General features: G+C 68.3%; 12 protein-coding genes and 1 pseudogene. 4 read left to right on the top strand and 9 right to left on the bottom strand.

Going from position 1 to position 17,877, the window contains the following annotated elements; translation table 11 throughout:
* Nucleotides 1–296 precede the first annotated feature (296 nt).
* From ITI46_RS01105 to ITI46_RS01090, 4 genes are all read right to left on the bottom strand, one after another.
* Entirely contained in the window at nt 297–1,208 is a 912-nt protein-coding gene (locus ITI46_RS01105) for an alpha/beta fold hydrolase (protein ID WP_209237221.1), read from the bottom strand.
* Nucleotides 1,209–1,406: 198 nt separating this feature from the next.
* A complete protein-coding gene (locus ITI46_RS01100) occupies nt 1,407–3,431 on the bottom strand; it encodes an ATP-binding protein (protein WP_307808009.1) in 2,025 nt (674 codons plus the stop codon).
* Nucleotides 3,432–4,071: 640 nt separating this feature from the next.
* Entirely contained in the window at nt 4,072–6,837 is a 2,766-nt protein-coding gene (locus tag ITI46_RS01095) for an AAA family ATPase (RefSeq protein ID WP_209237217.1), read from the bottom strand.
* Between the two features lie 846 nt (nt 6,838–7,683).
* Nucleotides 7,684–8,499 (bottom strand): helix-turn-helix transcriptional regulator, encoded by an 816-nt coding sequence (locus tag ITI46_RS01090; protein ID WP_209237215.1) that lies wholly within the window; start codon nt 8,497–8,499, stop codon nt 7,684–7,686.
* Nucleotides 8,500–8,571: 72 nt separating this feature from the next.
* Between ITI46_RS01090 and ITI46_RS01085 the strand changes: the two genes are divergently transcribed.
* Complete coding sequence (locus ITI46_RS01085; protein ID WP_209237214.1) at nt 8,572–9,288, top strand: SDR family oxidoreductase; 717 nt, start codon at nt 8,572–8,574, stop codon at nt 9,286–9,288.
* Nucleotides 9,289–9,449: 161 nt separating this feature from the next.
* Nucleotides 9,450–10,004, top strand: coding sequence for a recombinase family protein (locus tag ITI46_RS01080; RefSeq protein ID WP_247745278.1), 555 nt, complete (start codon nt 9,450–9,452; stop codon nt 10,002–10,004).
* Here ITI46_RS01080 and ITI46_RS01075 read toward each other — a convergent pair.
* A complete protein-coding gene (locus ITI46_RS01075) occupies nt 9,908–10,279 on the bottom strand; it encodes a winged helix-turn-helix transcriptional regulator (RefSeq protein WP_209237212.1) in 372 nt (123 codons plus the stop codon). The genes ITI46_RS01080 and ITI46_RS01075 overlap by 97 nt on opposite strands.
* A 92-nt stretch (nt 10,280–10,371) precedes the next feature.
* Here ITI46_RS01075 and ITI46_RS01070 point away from each other — a divergent pair, with 92 nt between their 5' ends.
* The gene (locus tag ITI46_RS01070; RefSeq protein WP_209237210.1) at nt 10,372–11,211 is read left to right on the top strand and encodes an SDR family oxidoreductase; all 840 of its coding nucleotides are present in this window, start codon (nt 10,372–10,374) and stop codon (nt 11,209–11,211) included.
* Nucleotides 11,212–11,658: 447 nt separating this feature from the next.
* Nucleotides 11,659–12,812 (top strand): annotated as a pseudogene (locus tag ITI46_RS01065) (IS701 family transposase); the annotation flags it as partial.
* Between the two features lie 254 nt (nt 12,813–13,066).
* On the opposite strand, the gene ITI46_RS01060 reads toward ITI46_RS01065, so the two are convergent.
* From ITI46_RS01060 to ITI46_RS01045, 4 genes are all read right to left on the bottom strand, one after another.
* The gene (locus ITI46_RS01060) at nt 13,067–14,020 is read right to left on the bottom strand and encodes a hypothetical protein (RefSeq protein ID WP_209237208.1); all 954 of its coding nucleotides are present in this window, start codon (nt 14,018–14,020) and stop codon (nt 13,067–13,069) included.
* A gap of 12 nt (nt 14,021–14,032) precedes the next feature.
* Complete coding sequence (locus tag ITI46_RS01055) at nt 14,033–14,314, bottom strand: hypothetical protein (protein ID WP_209237207.1); 282 nt, start codon at nt 14,312–14,314, stop codon at nt 14,033–14,035.
* Nucleotides 14,315–14,650: 336 nt separating this feature from the next.
* Complete coding sequence (locus tag ITI46_RS01050; protein ID WP_209237206.1) at nt 14,651–16,567, bottom strand: S9 family peptidase; 1,917 nt, start codon at nt 16,565–16,567, stop codon at nt 14,651–14,653.
* A gap of 557 nt (nt 16,568–17,124) precedes the next feature.
* Nucleotides 17,125–17,772 (bottom strand): TetR/AcrR family transcriptional regulator, encoded by a 648-nt coding sequence (locus tag ITI46_RS01045; protein WP_307808008.1) that lies wholly within the window; start codon nt 17,770–17,772, stop codon nt 17,125–17,127.
* Nucleotides 17,773–17,877 lie beyond the last annotated feature (105 nt).

Genomic DNA, 17,877 nt, shown 5'->3' with positions numbered 1-17,877 from the left:
GACGAGAAATCGCTGCTTGGTATTCGTAGATGCAGTCGAACGCGACTGCATCGACAATGGAATTCGCACCGCGACTCGCGGCCGACCGAGGCGGCCAGCAGTTCGTTTCAGCCTGGCTAAGAATAAGCCGCCTTCATGCCCGGGCATCCGGCCTCAGGCTGAATACAACCTCTCGCCAACGTTTTTGCAATGCCAGGCCATACGGGATGGCACGTCCGACGTACTCGCCGAGCGGCCGGCTGTCCTTCCGGCCGACCGGACCGAGCAGCCCGTACACGTGGTCCGCGACAGCAGTATCAGCGTGCGGCCTGCGAGGTGACGCGCTGGATGGCCTTCATGGCGACGTCGGGCTGGTCGGCGTAGATGTAGTGCCCGCTGTCGTCCGCAGTGCTCAGGCGGCTGTTGCTGGAGATCGCGAGCCACTTGCGCTGCCCTTTGGACCACGACCGCTCCAGGGCCGGACCGTACTTGGGGATGTCCGCGAGGTACTGCTTCCCGTGCTTGACCACCTCCACCGGGATGTCCCCGGCGGACTGGACCTTGCCGTCAGGGATCCGGAGCCGCTCTGGGTTCTTCCCCCGGAAGATCGCGAGCTGCTGCGCGCGCAGCTCGGCCGCGTCTCCGGTGGCGGACTCGGGGATCGCGTCGGTGATGTCGGCGGTGTTCGTCGGCGAGGTGGCGTCGAGCAGGACCAGCCCCTTGACCTTGTCCTGGTGGTCGGGGGCGTAGCGGGCGGCGATGATTCCGCCCAGGGAGTGGCCGGCCAGGACGACCGGCCGGTCTCCGGCGACGTGGTCGAGCACGCCGGTGAGGATCCTCCCGGTGGTGGCGAAGGTCTGCGGCCCGTTCGGCTTGTCGCTGGCGCCTTGGCCGAGCCGGTCGTAGGAGCAGACCCGTTCGCTCCTGCTGAGGGTGTTTTGCAGGCTGGTCAGCTTCTCCAGCCGGTCGCCCCCTCCGGCCAGCAGGACGACGACGGGCTTGTCGTCCACCGGAGTTCCCGAGCAGGACACGTTCACCCGGTGGCCGTCGACGGTGATCTTCTTGATTTCGGTGAACACATTCTCCCCGGCGCCGGCCTTCCTCTGCGTGGACGGGGCGGCGGAGGGATTGCTGTCCGCCTTCGAGGAGCCCGAGCAGCCGACGAGCCCGACACCGGCCACTGCGCACAACAGGGCGAGCACGGCAGGGGCCTTGATATTGAGTGTCATGAGGATGACGTCCTTCAGTACGGGGATTGGTGAGAAATAGCTGAGCCGGGCCAGACCTGGCCCGGGAGGGGAGCAGCAGGGCACAATCCACGCGTCCCCGAAGACGGCCCGGCGGGTGCGCCGTCGGCCTCCCCGCCTGGGGCTGTGGAGCCCTCGCTGCTGGAGTGGTTCCCCAGGCATCGTTCCTCCTGCGAAGCCCTAATGACATCCCGGTGCGGCTGGATGGGTGTGAGACGGAGTGCGTGCCGATGTCCGCGCTTCGGGTCCGAAATGCGCCCACCTCGGCTCCGTGGCCGGAGCCGTGGGACCTGCCACCCGCAAGTGGCGTGCCAGACGTGCCGGATCGGCGTCGCCGCGGTCGATGAGTTTGCGTGCGAGCGCTGCGTGCGTCAGCTGCCGCGAGGAGGGGGTGAGTGTGCTCAGCACCACCTCGCGCGGCAGCTCAGGAAACCGGTAGCCACCTGCGGGGCGTTCTTCGGGATCGGCCTCCCAGACCAGGAGCCGAGCGGCAACCGCCGCGTCGACCAACGGCAACAGCAAATGCAGTGGCATGGCCTGGATTTCGGACAGCAGACCGATGTCGAGCCACTCGCCATCGGCTGCGGCGTACCTGAGCATCGTCCTCACCGGCTCGGAAAGCTCGGCCAGCCGCGCGTGCACCGCGCTGCGCACCGCGGTCGGCACCCGAGCCGCAGGACCGGTACGCCGCTCCGGCGGGAGCCTGAGCAGCTCGCCCAGAGTGAACGGGTTTCCCACGGCACGCCGGTGCAGCAGCGCGGCTTCCTCCGGTGCGGCACTGCCGCCGTGCGCGGCGAGGAGTTCGGTCACGTCTGCGACAGTCAGTGGCTCAAGTGGCAGCCACGTCGTGCCTCGACGGGCCAGCGCCGAGAGCAATCCACTGGCGGAGGGATCGTCAGCGTTCCGCAGTGCGCAGACGATCGCGACGTGAGCGTCCGGCAGAGCATCGACGAGGCGCAGCAGCAAGGTATGGAAATCGGGGGGCGTCCAGTCGAGGTCGTCGATGAGGCACAGGGTCGGAGCACGGGTGAGTTCACGGACGAGCTGGTCCAGGGGCTCTTCCTCCATGTGCCCCTCCGGGCCGGCATCCCCGCCGTCCTGCCGCAGCGTGCCAAGGAGCTGAGCGACCGGGCGCCCTCCGAGGACCTTGCGGTGCGAGCTGAGCTCCTGACCGCCTCCGACCCGGGCGACAGCGAACCCCTCTGCCGCCGCCTTGGTGGCCATCTCTTCCAGCAGTCGGGTCTTGCCGGAACCAGGCTCACCCGAGATCACCGCCCACTCGGTTCGGCCTGCGGCAGCGGCCGACAGCACAGCAGCCAGCTGGGCGGTTTCCTCGTCCCGGCCGACCAGGGGCTCGGTGACGGGTACTGGGGCTGAACCTGAGCCTGCCGACAGAGTGGTGGCGGCAGGAGAAGGAAGTAGGCCCTCAAGGACATCGCTGTCGTGCCGCAGGATCGCCGTGTGCAGCCTGCTCAGCCCAGGGCTGGGATCCAGGCCCAGCTCTTCGGCCAACATGCCCCGGAAGCGCTCGTACCGCCGGAGGGCCTCGACCGACCGGCCCGCAGCGTACAGCGCGCGCATCAGCAGCGCCCACGATGACTCTCGCAACGGGGCGCTGAGCACGAGCCCTTCGGCGACCTCGATCGAGCGCTCCAGGTCGCCCTGCTGGAGGAGGATCGTGGCCTGTAGTTCCTTGGCGTCCTGGTGGGCAGCGTTGAGCCGGGACCGCTCAGGTGCGGCGAAGGCGTAATCAGCGGCGTCTTTGAGGGCCTCGTCGCGCCACAGGGCGAGAGCCGTGTCCAGTTCGCGTTGTGCGGCGAAGAGCTGACCACGCTTCAGGGCTCCACGCACCCTGTGCAGGGAGTCCTCAAAAGTGGCGGTGTCCCGCGAGTCGCGGGGCACCTTCAATGCGTAGCCGGCCGAATCGGCAACCAGCACGGTGGAGCGGCCCTCCCGAACCGGATCGAGGACTGAGCGCAGCCTGCTGATGTGGGCCCGCACGGAGGACATGGCGCCGGCCGGCTGGCCGTCGTGCCACAGGGAGCGGCACAGCTCGTTGGCGGGAACGGGCCGACCGTCCTCGATGAGCAGGCGGGTGAGCAGCACTCTGCGCTGTCTCGGTCCCAGATCCAGGGTGGAATCGCCGCGCTGTACCTCGACAGGACCCAGCAAGCGGTATGTAGTGCGTCCTTCGGTCGAGTTCACTCCGTCTCGCCCACTTTCTCGGGAGATGTTCGCGCAGAAGGCCCGCATCCGGCTCGCTGCTCGGCCGGCAGCGCGCGAGCCCTCTCTGATGACCAGCCACTGCCGGCAGACGCCGGCGCGGGACGGCCCGACAGGCACTGCCAGGTCCGCGTGCTTCGCTTCGATGACGGAATTCCACGCGGGGCGCGGGCCGGACGCCCGACATCGGGTCGCCTCTGCTCGGAACCCTGCCAGGAGTTCACCCACTGACCGCTGGTATGGACGCCCCCCGACGACGAATGTGCCGCGTCTGCACTGTGGGTTCGCCCGGGGCGTCGGCACCAAGGGCACGGCGTCCGCGCTGGACACCCGCCGCGGCCTGCCGTCGGAGGACTGAACATCCGCTCACCATGTGCACGGGCTCGCTGGTCCGGCGAGGGCCGGTGGCGGCTGGTCGTTCCCCATACTTCTGTGGCTGCTGCGGCGTGCGCAATCGTGGAGCACCACGAGGCGCACCACGAGATCAGCAGCGGGACCACCACGAGCAGTCTGGTCTGCTCCATCCATCGCCGCAGGTCAGTCGCAGGAGTCGCGCGATGGGCCGACGCCTCGGAGCGCTGCGCGAGGGTTGCCGATTGCCTTGTCCAGAATGGCGACACGGCTATTCGCCTCGCACACTGCGAGTCGCCTGCAGCTCTCCCCGGCCCTGTATGCCAAGCTTGCGGTAGGTGCTGGTGAGGTGCGTCTCGACGGTCCGGCGGGCTACGTTCAAGAACGCGGATATCTCGGTGTTCGTGCGGCCGTCGGCGGCCAGTTCCGCTATGCGGCGCTCGCTGCTGGTGAGCGCTTCGGCGCCGGTGAGCGCTGCCGTGATGCGACGGGCCCCGACTGCCCGCAGAGCCTTCTCAGCGCAGAGCCGAAGGCGTTCGGCCCCCAGCAGCTCGGCCCGCTCGGCGGCCTCCAGGAGGCATTCCCGAGCCCTGTTCCGCCGGTCGGCACCGGTGAGTTGGCGCCCCTGCTCGAGCAGTGCGGACACCAGCTCACTGCCATCCGGCGAGCGGCGCAGGACACCTACGGCCTCCTCGGCGAGTTCCAGCCCACGCTGCCCCCCGGTCGCCGAGGCGAGGCTCTGCAGAGCCCGGCCCACCGCTCGCGGAGTGTTCCACAGCCGGGCCAGCCGGACTTCCTCGTGCGCCAGTGCCACTGCGCGCGGCCGATCCCCCAGTGCAAGCCAGCATTCTGCCGCTGCTGCCCGCCATGGGGTGACGACCGGACTCACCACACCGCGTGCCGACTGCCGCCGCCCGCACTCCAGGAAGTCGTGGAGCGCACCCGTGGTGTCCCCCACCGCGGACCGCAGCGTTCCACGGGCATAGCGGAACAGGTTCATCCGCCAGGAATCCAGCGCCGGGTCCAGGGAGAAGCGGTCTGCGAGCTGCTGCGCCTCCTCGAGGCGGCCGGTCTCGACCAGAGCACGCAGAGCATACGCGGCAACGTCGGTCGGCTCGGCGCGGTGGTCTCGGGAGTCCTGCTCCGCATACTCGGCGAGAAGTCGGCCGTAGTCTCCGCGAGCGGCGGCGATACCAGCGCGGACATCGCACAGGACCTGATGCATCGGGTGCAGCAGAAGCGGGGACTGCCCCGCCAGCCCGCGTTTCACCAGCCATTCGGCTTCGTCCAGTTCGTCCGCCCACTGCGCGACAGCGGCCGATGTGCCCAGCAGGAAGGGCTCCTCCAGCGGACCCACGGGTTGCGTCAGCAGCTCCCGTAGTTGCGTCATTGCCGTCCGAGCGGAGATCGCACCGGCGGTGACCGCGTAACGGACCAGCAGAGCACGGCCTGCCGCGCCGACGGCTTCCTGGCTGTCTTCGGACGTATCTTTCAGCCGCTGGTACGCGTCCCGGCGTGCTGCCAGATCCTGATCGGACAGCGCGACGGAGGCGACCCGTACGGTACGGACGAGCTCCGGATGCCCCGTCAGCTCGCTTTCGTTCGATCGCAGCAGACTCACGGCGGAGTCGAGCTCGCCCCTGTCGGCGAGAGCGGCGCCGAGGGCGAGAGCAGTATGCACGCGCTCGCGGGGCTCGGCCGGAAGGTACAGGGCTTCGGAGAGACGTCGGATACCCGCTGACGGATTGGTACAGGCGTACTCCAGCGAGCCCAACTCTGTGAGCAGCGGCTGCCGTTCGCTGTCGGGGAGCGGCTCCTCCAGAGCCCTGCGCATGTAGCGGACGGCGTCGCCGGGCCGTTCCCCCCGTACAGCGACGGTCATGGCGTCCCGCAACACACGCCGTACCCAGGACTGGCCTACGGTCTCGCTGTCCAGCAACTGCCGGGCTATGGCTTCGACATGGTCGCCACGACGCAACATCAGCTCGGACGCGTCCCGATTGGCGGCCCTCCTCGCCTCGGCGGGCCAGTCCGCGAGTACGGCGTCGCGCAGCAGAGGGTGCGCATAGTGCACGAGGCCCGCTGGGTCGGGGCGCAGTATCCCGATCCGGAGCATCGCGGTGAGCCAGCCCCTCGTTCGAGCCGGGTCGGACCCGGACGCTTCGGCGAGCAGTCCGGCCAGTCCGTCCAGCGCGTTCTCCGGGCCGGTGCGCTCCAGGATCGCGAGGGTCCGTGCCAGCCGGGCCGTTGCGGGCCCGGTGCTGTCCAGCCACCAGGAGACCGCCGCAGGGTAAGCCCCGGGATAGAGCGCCGCGCACCTCTCGGGCACGGCCTGATGCGGGGCGCCACCCAGGTCGTCCAGGAGCGCCCGCAGCAGCAGGGGATTGCCCGCGCCGGCCCGGACACAGTCCGCCGTCCACTGTGCCGAAGCTGCGGGAACGGCGGCCCGGACCAGCGCGGTCGAGGCGTCATCGGTGAGCGGAGCCAAGGTGTGTGTGCGCACCAGAGAAGGCGACAGGGCATGCGTGACGCCGGCCGGCTGGGGAGAGACGTCGTACTGACTGCGCTCGGTGATCACCAGCAAGATGGGCAACCGGTCGATGCGGCGGGCCACGTCGGCGAGCCAGCGGCGCGAGGCGGCATCAGCAAGGTGAACGTCGTCCACGCCGACCATCAGAGGGCACGCCGAGCTGTGTGAGCGCAGCAGCCGCCAGAGTTGCGCGGGACTGTCTCCGTCCTTCCTGGTAGATGTGCGGTCCGCGTCCTTGTCCGCACGGCCCAGGCGGTGGTCGGTAGAGCCCAGGAGGTGGTCAATCGCACCGAAGGGGGCAGCCGTGTCCTCACGGGAGCAACGCACATGCAGCACCCTGAGCCCGCTGTGCGCGGCGTGCTCAGCGGCGGCCTCCAGTACGGCGGTCCGGCCGGTACCGGTGGCGCCGCGTACCAGGACGAGGCGGCCGGCACCAGCCAGGACGCGCTCCGTCTCGGACGCCAGTAACGCGTGTGCGGCGTCGCGTTCCAGTAGTTCTGCGGTCATCCCTTCCTCCTGATGCCGTCCTCACCTCGGAGCAGGCGGGCGGTGATGGTGAAAGCCGAACGGTCACTGGCTGCGGTGCGGGCGCTGCCATGGCAAGGGCCGTCCGTCAACGGCCGGGCGGACGAGCGGTCTCAGCCGCTCAGCCGGGGCCGAGCCTTGGCACCGGGGGATGCGCCCCGGCTCCGCAGGGAGCCGAGGCGGTTCGGGTCGAGGCACCTGCCCGGCACCTCCAAGGGGAGTGAGGCGCCGGGCAGGTGCGGTCCGTGGTCCGGCCGGACGCCGGGACCGACGCCATGCTCGGTTCACTGCCCCGGCCGCAGGTACGCGGCATGCGATGTCGGTCGAATCAGCGGATATGGCACTCACATGGACACTGCTCCGGGGCACCGACGTGGCCCGCCGTGGGCAGATGTCCTGCCGGTGTGGGCCGGCCGGGTCGCGTTACCGACGGTGGTCGGGCCAGTCCGTTCTCCTGGTCTCGCTCCTGGTCTTGCCTGAGGCGTATGGGCGGCCGGCAACTTGTGGTGGGTTCGCCGGAGGCCATGAGCCAATGGCGCCTGTCACTTAGTGACTATGTCACTAAGTGACAGGCAGTGCAAGTCGATCCCGCACCGCCGATGGCCTTGCGGTGCTCGGGGTTCCACACCGGACATGGCCGCGAGCACGGTGCGCATGATGACGGACGGGCTGTGTGAGCCCTTGAGTTCGCCGACGAGGTACCCCGGGCCGACATCGCCGGCCTTGAGTTCCTGAGCGAGCACGGCGAGTTCGGTACCGACCGAGTCACTGGTCCCGGCAGCTGCGACGCTCTGCAATCACTGGCGGGACCTGTGCCAGTCCTTTGAATCAGGCCGTCTGCCTGGCCAGCCTGTACAGGGTCCTTGCGGCAGATGATCCGGGGTCGGCCGTGATCAGGACGACTTCCTGGTCGTCCTCGGGTACGAGCAGGACATCGCAGTTCAACCGCAGCGTGCCGGCCTCCGGGTGGTGGAGGGTCTTGGAGCGGTGCCCGGGGGCGTGGACCGGCCGCGTCTGCCAGATCTGCCGGAACTCCTCGCTGTGGGCGTCAAGTTCGGCCAGCAGGGCGGTCAGCTGCGGATCGTGCGGATAGCGGTCGGCGGCCCGGCGCAGCCGCGCCACCACGATGTGCCCGAACTCCTCGGTGCTGGAGCTCTCGTGCAGCTGCCCCTGGCCCAGGAAGCGGCGCCGGGCCAGGTTCGTCGTCCCGCGGGCGAGGTCGCCGCCGAGCAGCGCCTGGGCCAGGGGGTTCCAGGCGACGACGCCGTACGCCGCGTCAGTGACGATGGCAGCGGTCTCCGGCAGCCGCTCCAGCATTCGGGACACATGCGGGCGCACCCGCCGCACGACATTGCTGCCAGGCGGCGGGTTCGATCCCGCCAGCCGGAACAGGTGGCTGCGCTCGGCCGACGTGAGCCGCAGCGCCTGGGCCAACGCGTCCAGGATCCGGGGCGATGGCCGCGGTCCCCGGGCCTGCTCCAACCGCGTGTAGTAGTCGACCGACATATGGGCGAGCTCCGCCACCTCTTCGCGGCGCAGCCCCGGCGTACGGCGGACGGTGCCCGTCGCCATCAGGCCGACCTCGTACGGACGCAAGCCCGCCCGGCGGTCCCGCAGGAAGCGGGCCAGCTCCTGCCGCGCCATGCCACCTCCTGCCGCTTGCCTGGTACAGACTGTCCCTGGCAGGGCACCCACAACCAGGGAACCGTAGTTGCCATGAACGATCGCACAGCTCTGGTCACCGGTGCCAACAAAGGCATCGGCAAGCACATCGCCCGGCTGCTCGCGGCCGAGGGCCTCACCGTGTACGTGGGTGCCCGCGACCCGGGGCGCGGACAGCGGGCCGTCGAGGAGATCGGTGTCGGTGCCCGGCTGCTGGTCCTCGACGTGACGGACCCGGACGGCATCGCACAGGCCGCGGCTCAGGTGGACCGCCTGGACGTGCTGGTCAACAACGCCGGCGTGTCACCGTCACTCACCCCGCCCGCCGACACTCGCGTCGAGGAATACCGGCGCACCTACGAGACCAACGTGTTCGGGGTGGTGGCGGTGACCAATGCCTTCCTGCCCGCCCTGCGCCAGTCCCCGCACCCGCGCATCGTCAACGTCTCCAGCGGCACCGCGTCGCTGACCTGGAGCACAAACCCCAACCCCCAGTTCACCCCGGGCAGCGGTGGCGCCGCCGCCTACCGGTCGTCCAAGGCCGCCCTCAACGCCCTCACCGTCTTCTACGCCCAGACCCTGGCCGAGGGCGGCTTCAAGGTCAACGCACTCGCCCCCGGCCTGCGGGCCACCGATCTCAACCCCCGGGCCGCCGCAGCCGGCGGCGACCCGGCCGAGGCAGCGCAGGGTGCCGTCCGCCTGGCCCTGCTGCCGGACGACGGCCCCACGGGAGGCTTCTTCTCCTGGGACGGGACGCCCGTGCCGTGGTGAGCGGCTGACATCCGGAAGCACTCGGTGGGGCGCCTTCGCAGCGCGCGGAGCCACCATCGACCAGGTGAAGGGCGCTGTGGACTCCGCGCGGTCGGACACCAGCGCTCACGGCCGTCGTCGTCCACGAGCACAAGCGGCTCGGCCGCGGCATCGAACTCACCATGCTCGCCGAAGAGTTCAAGGCCATCGACGTCGGCCTGGAGTTCCTCGCCGGAGAACTGAAGGGCTCGCACGCCCCTTCCGGGATCGTGTTCACCGTGCTCGCGGCCATGTCCGGCACGGAGCGCGAGTACATCCGCGACCACGCCCTCGAAGGCCACGAGTCCGCCCGCAAGCGCGGCAAGACCATCGGCGGCGCCGGCGTCACCGACGAGGACATGCTGTCCATGGCCCTCCACCTACGCGACCTGGAGATGAGCTGCGCGACATCGCCAAGCGACTCGTCATCACCACCGGCACGAAGAAAGGCCAACACCCCTCACCCGCCACCGTCATGCGGATGCTGCACGAACACGACGAACAGGCCGCCACAGCAGCAAGCCCGTACCCGGGCTGGTTTGCGGCTGGTGTCTGGGCTGGGATTCCGAGGCCGTCTCGGAGGGCACCAGCCGCCACCGCCCTACCCCGCGCTGCGCGTGGACAGCCGCTGTGTGATCCGGTCGAACAGCTCCGTCAGCGGCTCGTTGATGTTCCGGCCGAACTCGGTCAGGCCGTAGGTGACCTGGGGCGGCGTCGTCGGCTCGACCTCCCGCCAGACCAGGCCGTCCTGGACGAGCGCGCGCAGGGTCTGGGCGAGCATCTTCTCGCTGATGCCCTGGATGCTCTCGCGCAGCTCATAGAACCGGAGGCTGTTGCTTCGCAAGGAGATCAGCACCCAGATGCCCCATCTGCTGGTCACGTGGTCGACCATGTCCCGCGCAGGGCAGTCGGTGTGAAACACGTCATACCGCTCCCCCACCTCGACTCGTCCACGCTGCACGCCTTCCACCATGCCATGAGCTTACCTAAAGGTACGTCCTTACCAAGAGTTAGTCCCCGCTCCTAGCGTGAAGGCCACAGGGGACATCCGACAAGGAGCTGATCATGATCGTGGTAACCGGGGCCACCGGGAACATCGGGCGGCCGTTGACGCGGGCGCTGGCCGAGGCGGGCGAGCAGGTGACGGCGGTGTCACGGCACGCGGCGGCGGTGCCGGACGGCGTCCGCCACGTGGTGGGCGACCTGGCCGAGCCGGCCGGCCTCAAGCCCGCGCTGGCCGGTGCGAAGTCGCTGTTCCTGCTGCTGTCCGGCGACCTGCACGCCGCTGGAGCCAACCCTGCCGACATCATCGGCGAAGCCGCGTCCTGCGGGGTCCGCCGCGTCGTGCTGCTCTCCACCCTGGGCGTGGTGACCAGGCCCTTCGGCACAACGCGCATCGCGATGCGCGCGCTGGAGGACACCCTGCGGCAGTCCGGCCTGGAGTGGGCCATCCTGCGGCCGGGCGGCTTCGCCTCCAACGCCCTGTGGTGGGCCGAGTCCGTCCGTGCACAGCAGGTTGTCGCCGCGCCCTTCGGCGACGTCGGGGTGCCGATCATCGACCCGGCGGACATCGCCGCGGTCGCGACGGCCTGCCTTCTGGACGACCGGCACACCGGGAGGGCGTACGAGCTGACCGGCCCGGAGGTGATCACTCCGCGCCAGCAGGCGGCGGCCATCGCCGCCGCACTTGGCTCGCCCGTGAGGTTTCACGAGCTCACCCGCGACGAGGCCAAGGCCGCAATGACCCAGAGCATGCCGGCGGAGCTCGCCGACGACACGCTGGACATCCTCGGTTCCCCGAGCCCGGCCGAGTTGCGCGTCAGCCCGGACGTCCAGCAGGTCCTGGGCCGCGCCCCGCGCCCCTTCGCCGACTGGGCCACCCGCAATGTCGCCGCGTTCCGCTGAGACTGGTCAGCGCCACCGGAACCGCTCATCTCGCTCGGCGGTCCACCGCTGACAGTCGAGGAAGCCGACCCGAACTGGACGCTGACGTGGCGCTCTGTCGGGCCGGGAATCGACGCCACAGCCGCAGTGAATCGCCGTGCCGCCAACCCTGTTCGCCCGTCGAGCCTGGGGACATTCCGGTCACCCCGGTCCTGTCGCCAAGCGATCGAATGACGACAGGCGCGGCGCACGTCCAATGACCCCAGGGGTTCCGGGGCCTGACGACGGCTCGGATCCAATGAGAGCCGATGATGGTTGACGACAGGGTTAGTACTCCAGTTGCAGTTCGCTATCGCCGCTGGTCAGGGGCCTGCTCCGAGTGTAGTTGGCTGACTGGCCGTCCGTCATTTGGCGGCAGTTCGTGACCGGCGATGCGTGATCACTGTTGTTCTGATCACGCAAGATGATGTGCGCCTTGACGTGTGGGCCGGGGAGCTTGAGGAGGTGCCGCTGCGGGTCGGTCACCGGTTCGGCCGGGCTGATCTGCGGCGGCGCATGCGGGACTACGGACTACGTGCGGGCTCTGCTCGGGCCGGTGGGGCGAAAAGCAGCTGGCAACTCGCCGAGCATGCCGGTCACAGCGGACCTCACGGGCTCCAGAACCTCCTCAACCGGGCCCGGTGGGATGCTGATGAGGTCCGTGACGACGTGCAGGCATACGTCGCGGAACCGCTTGACGAGGAGAGCGGTGTTCTCGTCATCGACGAGACGGGCTTTCTCAAGAAGGGCGACACCTCGGCCGGTGTCCAGCGGCAGTACTCGGGCACGGCGGGTCGTACCGAGAACTGCCAGGTCGCGGTGTTCGCCGCCTACACCTGGTCGAAGGTCAGGACTCTGGTGGACAGGGAGCTGTACCTGCCCAAGTCCTGGATATCCGACCGTGAACGGTGCCGGGCGGCGAGGGTGCCTGGCGGCCGTGGTTTCGCGACCAAGACCGAGCCGGCCCGCATTCTGGTCACCCGGGCCCTGTCCTCGCCGCTACCGGTCTCCTGGGTGACCGGGGGCGCGCTCTACGGCCAGGACTGGCACTTCCGCCGCATGATCGAGGAGGCCGGCCTCGGATACGTCGTCGCCGTCCCGAAGTCACGGCAGGTCAAGTCCCTCGCCGGGTGCTGGCGCATCGACCAGCTCATCGGCGATGCCCCTGACGACGCCTGGGAACGGCTCTCGTGTGGTGACGGTGCCAAGGGCCCGCGCGTCCATGACTGGGCGGCTGCCCAGCTGCCGGCCGTCCCGTTCTTCGACGGTGACGAGCCCTCCCACCGCCGGTGGGTGATGGGCACGCCGCAGCATCTCCCGACCGGATGAGATCGCCTTCTACCTGGCCCACGCTCCCAGCAGCACTACTGTTGACCAGCTGGTCAAGGTCGCCGGCAGCCGCTGGGCCATCGAGTCGTGCTTCCAGAGTGCGAAGAACCAGTGCGGCCTGGACGAGTACGAAGTCCGCCGCTACACGGACTGGTACTGGCACATCACCCTGGCCATGCTCACTCACGCCTTCCTCGCCGCCATGACCGCCCAGGACGGAAGCGAAAGGGGCCGCAGAAACGGATCACCCCTCGCCCCGCTCAGCCTGGCAGAAATCCGCGGGCTCCTGGCAGCTCGGCGCTCCGGGACGGCCCACCACCAGCGTCGCCACGTCGACCGGGCACCGAGGTGGTCCTGCTGGCGCCGCCGACACCAGGCCGCCGCCATGCGCTGCTACTACAAGTCCCGCATCGCCGGTCACGAACTCCCGCCACATGACGGCCAGTCAGCCAACTACACTCAGAAACAGGCTCCCGACCAGAGGCGATAGCGAACTGCAACTGGAGTATCAGTCCAGCCGCAACCCAGTGACATCGGGATCCAGCAAGCCGTCGGCATCCGTTTGCTCAGGATCGGTTAGTCGTCTTTTCAAGTATGCCGAGTATGCGCTGACCTTGTCGGCTGTGTGCCCACCGCTGCCGATCGGTGGGTTCGGGCTCACGTTCAGGACACACCATTGCCCGGTCGTCCAATGCCGGACGAGGTGGACTCCGGCGATGTCGTAGCCCAATGACATCGCAGCTTGCACAGCCGTCCCCTGCGCCGCCGGATCCAGCCTTTGCAGGTCGACGACAGTGGCGTCGTCCCAGCCTGATTTCGCCAGCAGATCGCCGCCACCACCGCTGCGATACTGCACCGCAAACGCGACGTGACCTCCCAACACGAGCAGGAAATACGAACCATCAGGCGGCACGAGTTCCTGAGCGAGGAACCCGCGTGTGCGGTCGGCACCCCGGAGTTTTTCGATAAACGCCGCTTCGCTACTGACGAGGCTCGTCCTGCCACCTCTGCCGCCCGTGACAGCTTTCAACACGAACGGCAGATCAAGCTGCGCGGCCAGATCGTGATAGGCGCCCAGGAGCAATCGCGGCGGTAGGTAGACCGTAGAGGGTATGGACAGTCCTCGGTTGCCCAGCCGGACGTACTTGAACAACCTGGTCGGCGCGCCGATTCCTGCGACATTCACGGCGCGGACACCTCTGGCGGCGAGGTAGTCCGCGACCGCATTCAACAGGGTCGCGGTGGGGCGTTGGAAGGCCAGGACCTGCACGAGACCGAAGTCGGCCAGATCCCGCCCGTTCACCGTCTCGCGGACCCGGACTCCCCCCGGTCTGATGTCGATGGCAAGTTCCTCGATACTACGGAAAACGACCTCAACGCCCGTGGCGAGCAGCTCACTTGCAAGGTCGAAATGCTGGCCAAGCCCTTCTCCGTTGAGCACCAGCACGGGCTTCGATGCCATCCTGGCCATCGACTACTGCCCGCCCTTCTGCCGGTACCCCTCAACCTTTTTCCTGATGGCCTCGTCTATCAGGGCGGGGTCCACTAATTCATCTTTTTGGAATCCGAGTTCGACAAGCGTCAGATCATCAAACTCATCGAGGACTTCGTCGATGGCATCGACCACGTCCGCAGCTTTCGACGACGCTTCCGCAGCGGAATCCGCGGAAGCACTCCGCTGCTCCGGGTCGGAGGGTGCCACATCCTCTTCTTGGTCGGTTTCCGGGCGAGTTTTGCGTTCCTGCTTGCTGGACAAATTTCCCGTCCTTGTATCTGCGATGCGAAGGGGGGCGCCATGTCTGCACCTACCTGACCAACGCCTTAAGGGTCGTGCTCAGCACGACGAACCGTCGAGGGCCTGCTCTCCGACTTTACTTTAGGCACCCACAAATCTCGTTCACTCTATCGCTGAACCAGGGTCTGAAATGAGACCGATTGCCTGTCAATTGATGCCCGCTTCTTGTGAGTTTTAGGGCTCAGGATCCGCGTCGAGCCGCAGCAGGCCGGGGAACGACGCCGTCGTCAGGTGCGGCGAGCGCGCGACGCCGACGGTGCGGCCGGCTTGCGGGCCGCGCTGCCCATGAGGCACCCGCTACTCCGTGTCCGGTTGTCCGCGCAGGTGGCGGGCGAGGAAGCGGTCAGCGGCGCGGTATACGTCGATGTTGTTGTCCGGATTCACGAAGCCGCGACCTTGGTCGTCCTTGACGAGGTATTCGACTTCGACGCCGCGGGTGCGGAGCGCGTCGATGATCTGGTCGGATTCTGCTTTGACGACGCGGACGTCGCTGGCGCCCTGGACCACCATCAGCGGGGTGCGGATCTCATCCACCCGGCTGATCGGCGAGCGGGCCCGCAGCTCCACCTCCTGCTCCGGATCGTCCGGATTGCCGACGTAGAGGTACCTGTTGTTGACCAGGTCGGGCCGCGCGAACTCCGGCACTGTCTCAAGGAAGGTGACGAGGTTGGAGATGCCGCAGACATCGATCGCCGCAGCGAAGACATCAGGCGTGAAGGTGATGCCGACCAGGGCGGCGTGACCGCTGTAGGAGCCGCCGAAGATGGCGACGCGGTCCCGGTCCGCGTATCCCTCCTTGACGGCCCAGTCGACGGCGTCGATGAGATCGTCGTGCATCGCCCCCGCCAGCCGGCCGATACCGGCTTTGAGGAACGCCTTGCCGTAGCCCATCGAGCCGCGGAAGTTGACCTGGAGCACCGCGTAGCCGCGGTTGGCCAGCAGCTGCACGACGGGGTGGTAGCCCCAGCTGTCCCGGGCCCACGGACCCCCGTGAACCAGCAGCACCAACGGCAGCCCGCTCGGCTCGACCCCCACAGGCAGCGTCAGATACGAGGGCAGGCCCAGCCCGTCGCGGGCGGGGAACGTGACCGGCGCCATGGGGGCGAGAACCTCGGGGTCCAGGTGCGGAAAGGGCCGGAACAGCAGCCGGCTCTCCCCCGTTAAGTGGTCGTAGTAATAGGTGACGTCGGGGTCACGGTCATGAGTGAAACTGACCACCCAGCGCTGACCGCTCACATCGGACGAGACAGCGGCCAAGTCGCCCTCGCACAGCGCCTCCAGATTCTCCAGCACCGCGGCGAAATGCGGATCCAGCGCCTGGATCACCTGCCGCTCACCGCGATAGCGCACCCCGATCGGCTCTCCGGTACGCCGGTCACAGATGAGCGGCGACGGCAGCGTGGGGAAGACCATGGAACGCGTGTCCATGTCGAGGGTGGGGTGGCTGTCGATCTCGGTCTCCTCCCCGGTGGCCAGATCGAGCCGGACCAGCCGGGTCAGATCACTGTCGCGGTTGGAGCCGAGCCACACACCAGTACCGTCCGAAGTGAGCTGGAACGGGCTGATACCCAACGGGTAGTCGGAGCCGTCGAACGTAGTGACCTCGCACGATGCATCTGTCCCGGTATCCCACCGCGCCAACTCGATGTCACCGTCGGCCTTCCACGTCTGGGAGTACACGGCGCCATCAGGCGCCCGCATCCAGCCTGCGGTCTGGCCGGGGTTCTGCGCCAGCATCGTCAGCTCACCAGTGGCGATATCGAGCTCATGGAGGTCGAACTCAGCGGGGTTCCTGCTGTTCAGATGGACAAGCGCCTTGCCAGGACGGGAGGCAGCCGCCTCGAAACCCGCCACCGTGGCCCTGGGAAAGGGGGTGAGATCGACTGCCTCGGCATCGGGGTCCTCCAGATCGACCCGGTAGATGTGCCAGTTCTCCTCGCCGTCGCTGTCCTGCTCGTAGAGCAACCAACGCGGATCGTCCGACCAGTGATAGACGTGCACACCCCGGTGGTCATCCGCAGTGACACAGCGCGCCTCCCCCACATCCGGCCGATCCGAATCGACACTCTCCACCCATATGTTGAGCCGCTCCCGCCACGGTGCCAGGTAGGCGATCCTGGCACCGTCGGGCGAGATCGATGCGCCGACGCGGACGGGCGCGCCGAAGAACTCCTCGACGGCGATATGCGGGATCTCGCGCGGGATGGCGGGCATACGGCAGCTCCTCTGATCTGCTCCAGTTGGGGCGGTGTGCTGCGGGGTTGACGCCTCGGGTGACGTGGTCGGCAGCGCAGGCGGCGACTCCGCCGACGGCCGTGCGGATCGTGTCGGCTCAGACGCCGTGAGCGGAGAGGTCTTCGCGTGCAAACTCCTGGGAGCCGGCGTCGGCGAAAACGGTGACGCCGAGGCACTTCGTCCAGCACTCGCTGCGGCGGGTTTCCGTACCTCCAGACCGCCGGGCACTCAAGAGGTCGCCCGAGATCGACGGGCGACGTCTCGTCACACCTGCCCTGTCTTCAAGCGACAATACGTCGCTAAGTGACAGGAACGCAATCGTGTACCCGGAAGTGCTCCGCTCCGGAAGGGGCCGGGGGTCGTGCTTCCCAAGCACGAAGGACAAGTGCGGCCCGGACCAGTGCGCGGTCACCGCACCACGGGCAGGCACCGGCACATCCCCTGGCCCCGCTCGCTGCACTTGGAAACAGCACCCCGACCAGCAGCAACAGCCGACTACGACTGGGGGACGAACTTGCCGGTGGAGGAGTGTCGTTCTACGGGGTGACGGGGTCTCCCACCGCGCCTCCGGTGGCGTTGCGGACAGCGTGGGCGACTCGTTCGGGAGCGTCGGCGAATGTGCGGGGATCGGCGCCCACCAGAAGGGCGGCACCTATGTCCTCATTGATGACACGCAAAGCAGCCGAGGCCGCCGCAGCGTGCAGGCGCACCTGGAGGTCGCCGGCCGGAAGCTGGAGCCGCACCGCAAAGATCTCCGCCATCTCGCGCTCCACCTGGTCACAGGCCATCAGCCAGGCAGTGCGCACGCACGGCTCCGTATCCGCCAGCCTGATCATCCTCATCGCCAGCGCGTCGTCGGCACGCTCGACATCGCCGGCTTCACGGGCATACCTCATGGACTCCGCAGACAGATGCTCCTCAAGAGAACGCTCCGCAGGCCAGCTGCGCAGCATGGACATCTCCCACTCCACACCCTGCATCACGATGGGCTCGGCACAGCTCTCCTTGCTGCGGAAGTGACGCCAGATCGTACGCGTCGACAACCCCACAGCCTCGGCGATCTGGTCACCGGTGGTCGCCTCCACACCCTGCTCCCAGAACAGCCGGGCAGCCTCCCGCGAGATCTCCAGCCGCAACCGATGCCGCCGCTGCTCACTCATCCCGCTGCGCTTGGTCGATGCCACCCCAGCCCTCTCCCGCTCCGTATACACCCCTGCCCACCCGGTGCCAGAATGACAGTAAGTGACTCCCGATGCCAGCTCAAACAGCATCTGTGAGCGCGGCCGGAT

Source organism: Streptomyces oryzae, assembly GCF_017676365.1.
In the GTDB taxonomy this organism is placed as follows: Bacteria; Actinomycetota; Actinomycetes; order Streptomycetales; family Streptomycetaceae; genus Streptomyces; species Streptomyces oryzae.
The sequence above is the reverse complement of the archived record's forward strand: the minus strand, read 5'-3'. Positions and strand labels throughout refer to the sequence as shown.

Coding starts and splice junctions, on each gene's coding strand:
- ITI46_RS01060 (WP_209237208.1), bottom strand. CDS start 14,020: ATGGCATCGAAGCCCGTGCTGGTGCTCAACGGAGAAGGGCTTGGCCAG.
- ITI46_RS01090 (WP_209237215.1), bottom strand. CDS start 8,499: ATGGCGCGGCAGGAGCTGGCCCGCTTCCTGCGGGACCGCCGGGCGGGC.
- ITI46_RS01075 (WP_209237212.1), bottom strand. CDS start 10,279: ATGGTGGAAGGCGTGCAGCGTGGACGAGTCGAGGTGGGGGAGCGGTAT.
- ITI46_RS01085 (WP_209237214.1), top strand. CDS start 8,572: ATGAACGATCGCACAGCTCTGGTCACCGGTGCCAACAAAGGCATCGGC.
- ITI46_RS01095 (WP_209237217.1), bottom strand. CDS start 6,837: ATGACCGCAGAACTACTGGAACGCGACGCCGCACACGCGTTACTGGCG.
- ITI46_RS01080 (WP_247745278.1), top strand. CDS start 9,450: ATGCTCGCCGAAGAGTTCAAGGCCATCGACGTCGGCCTGGAGTTCCTC.
- ITI46_RS01105 (WP_209237221.1), bottom strand. CDS start 1,208: ATGACACTCAATATCAAGGCCCCTGCCGTGCTCGCCCTGTTGTGCGCA.
- ITI46_RS01070 (WP_209237210.1), top strand. CDS start 10,372: ATGATCGTGGTAACCGGGGCCACCGGGAACATCGGGCGGCCGTTGACG.
- ITI46_RS01050 (WP_209237206.1), bottom strand. CDS start 16,567: ATGCCCGCCATCCCGCGCGAGATCCCGCATATCGCCGTCGAGGAGTTC.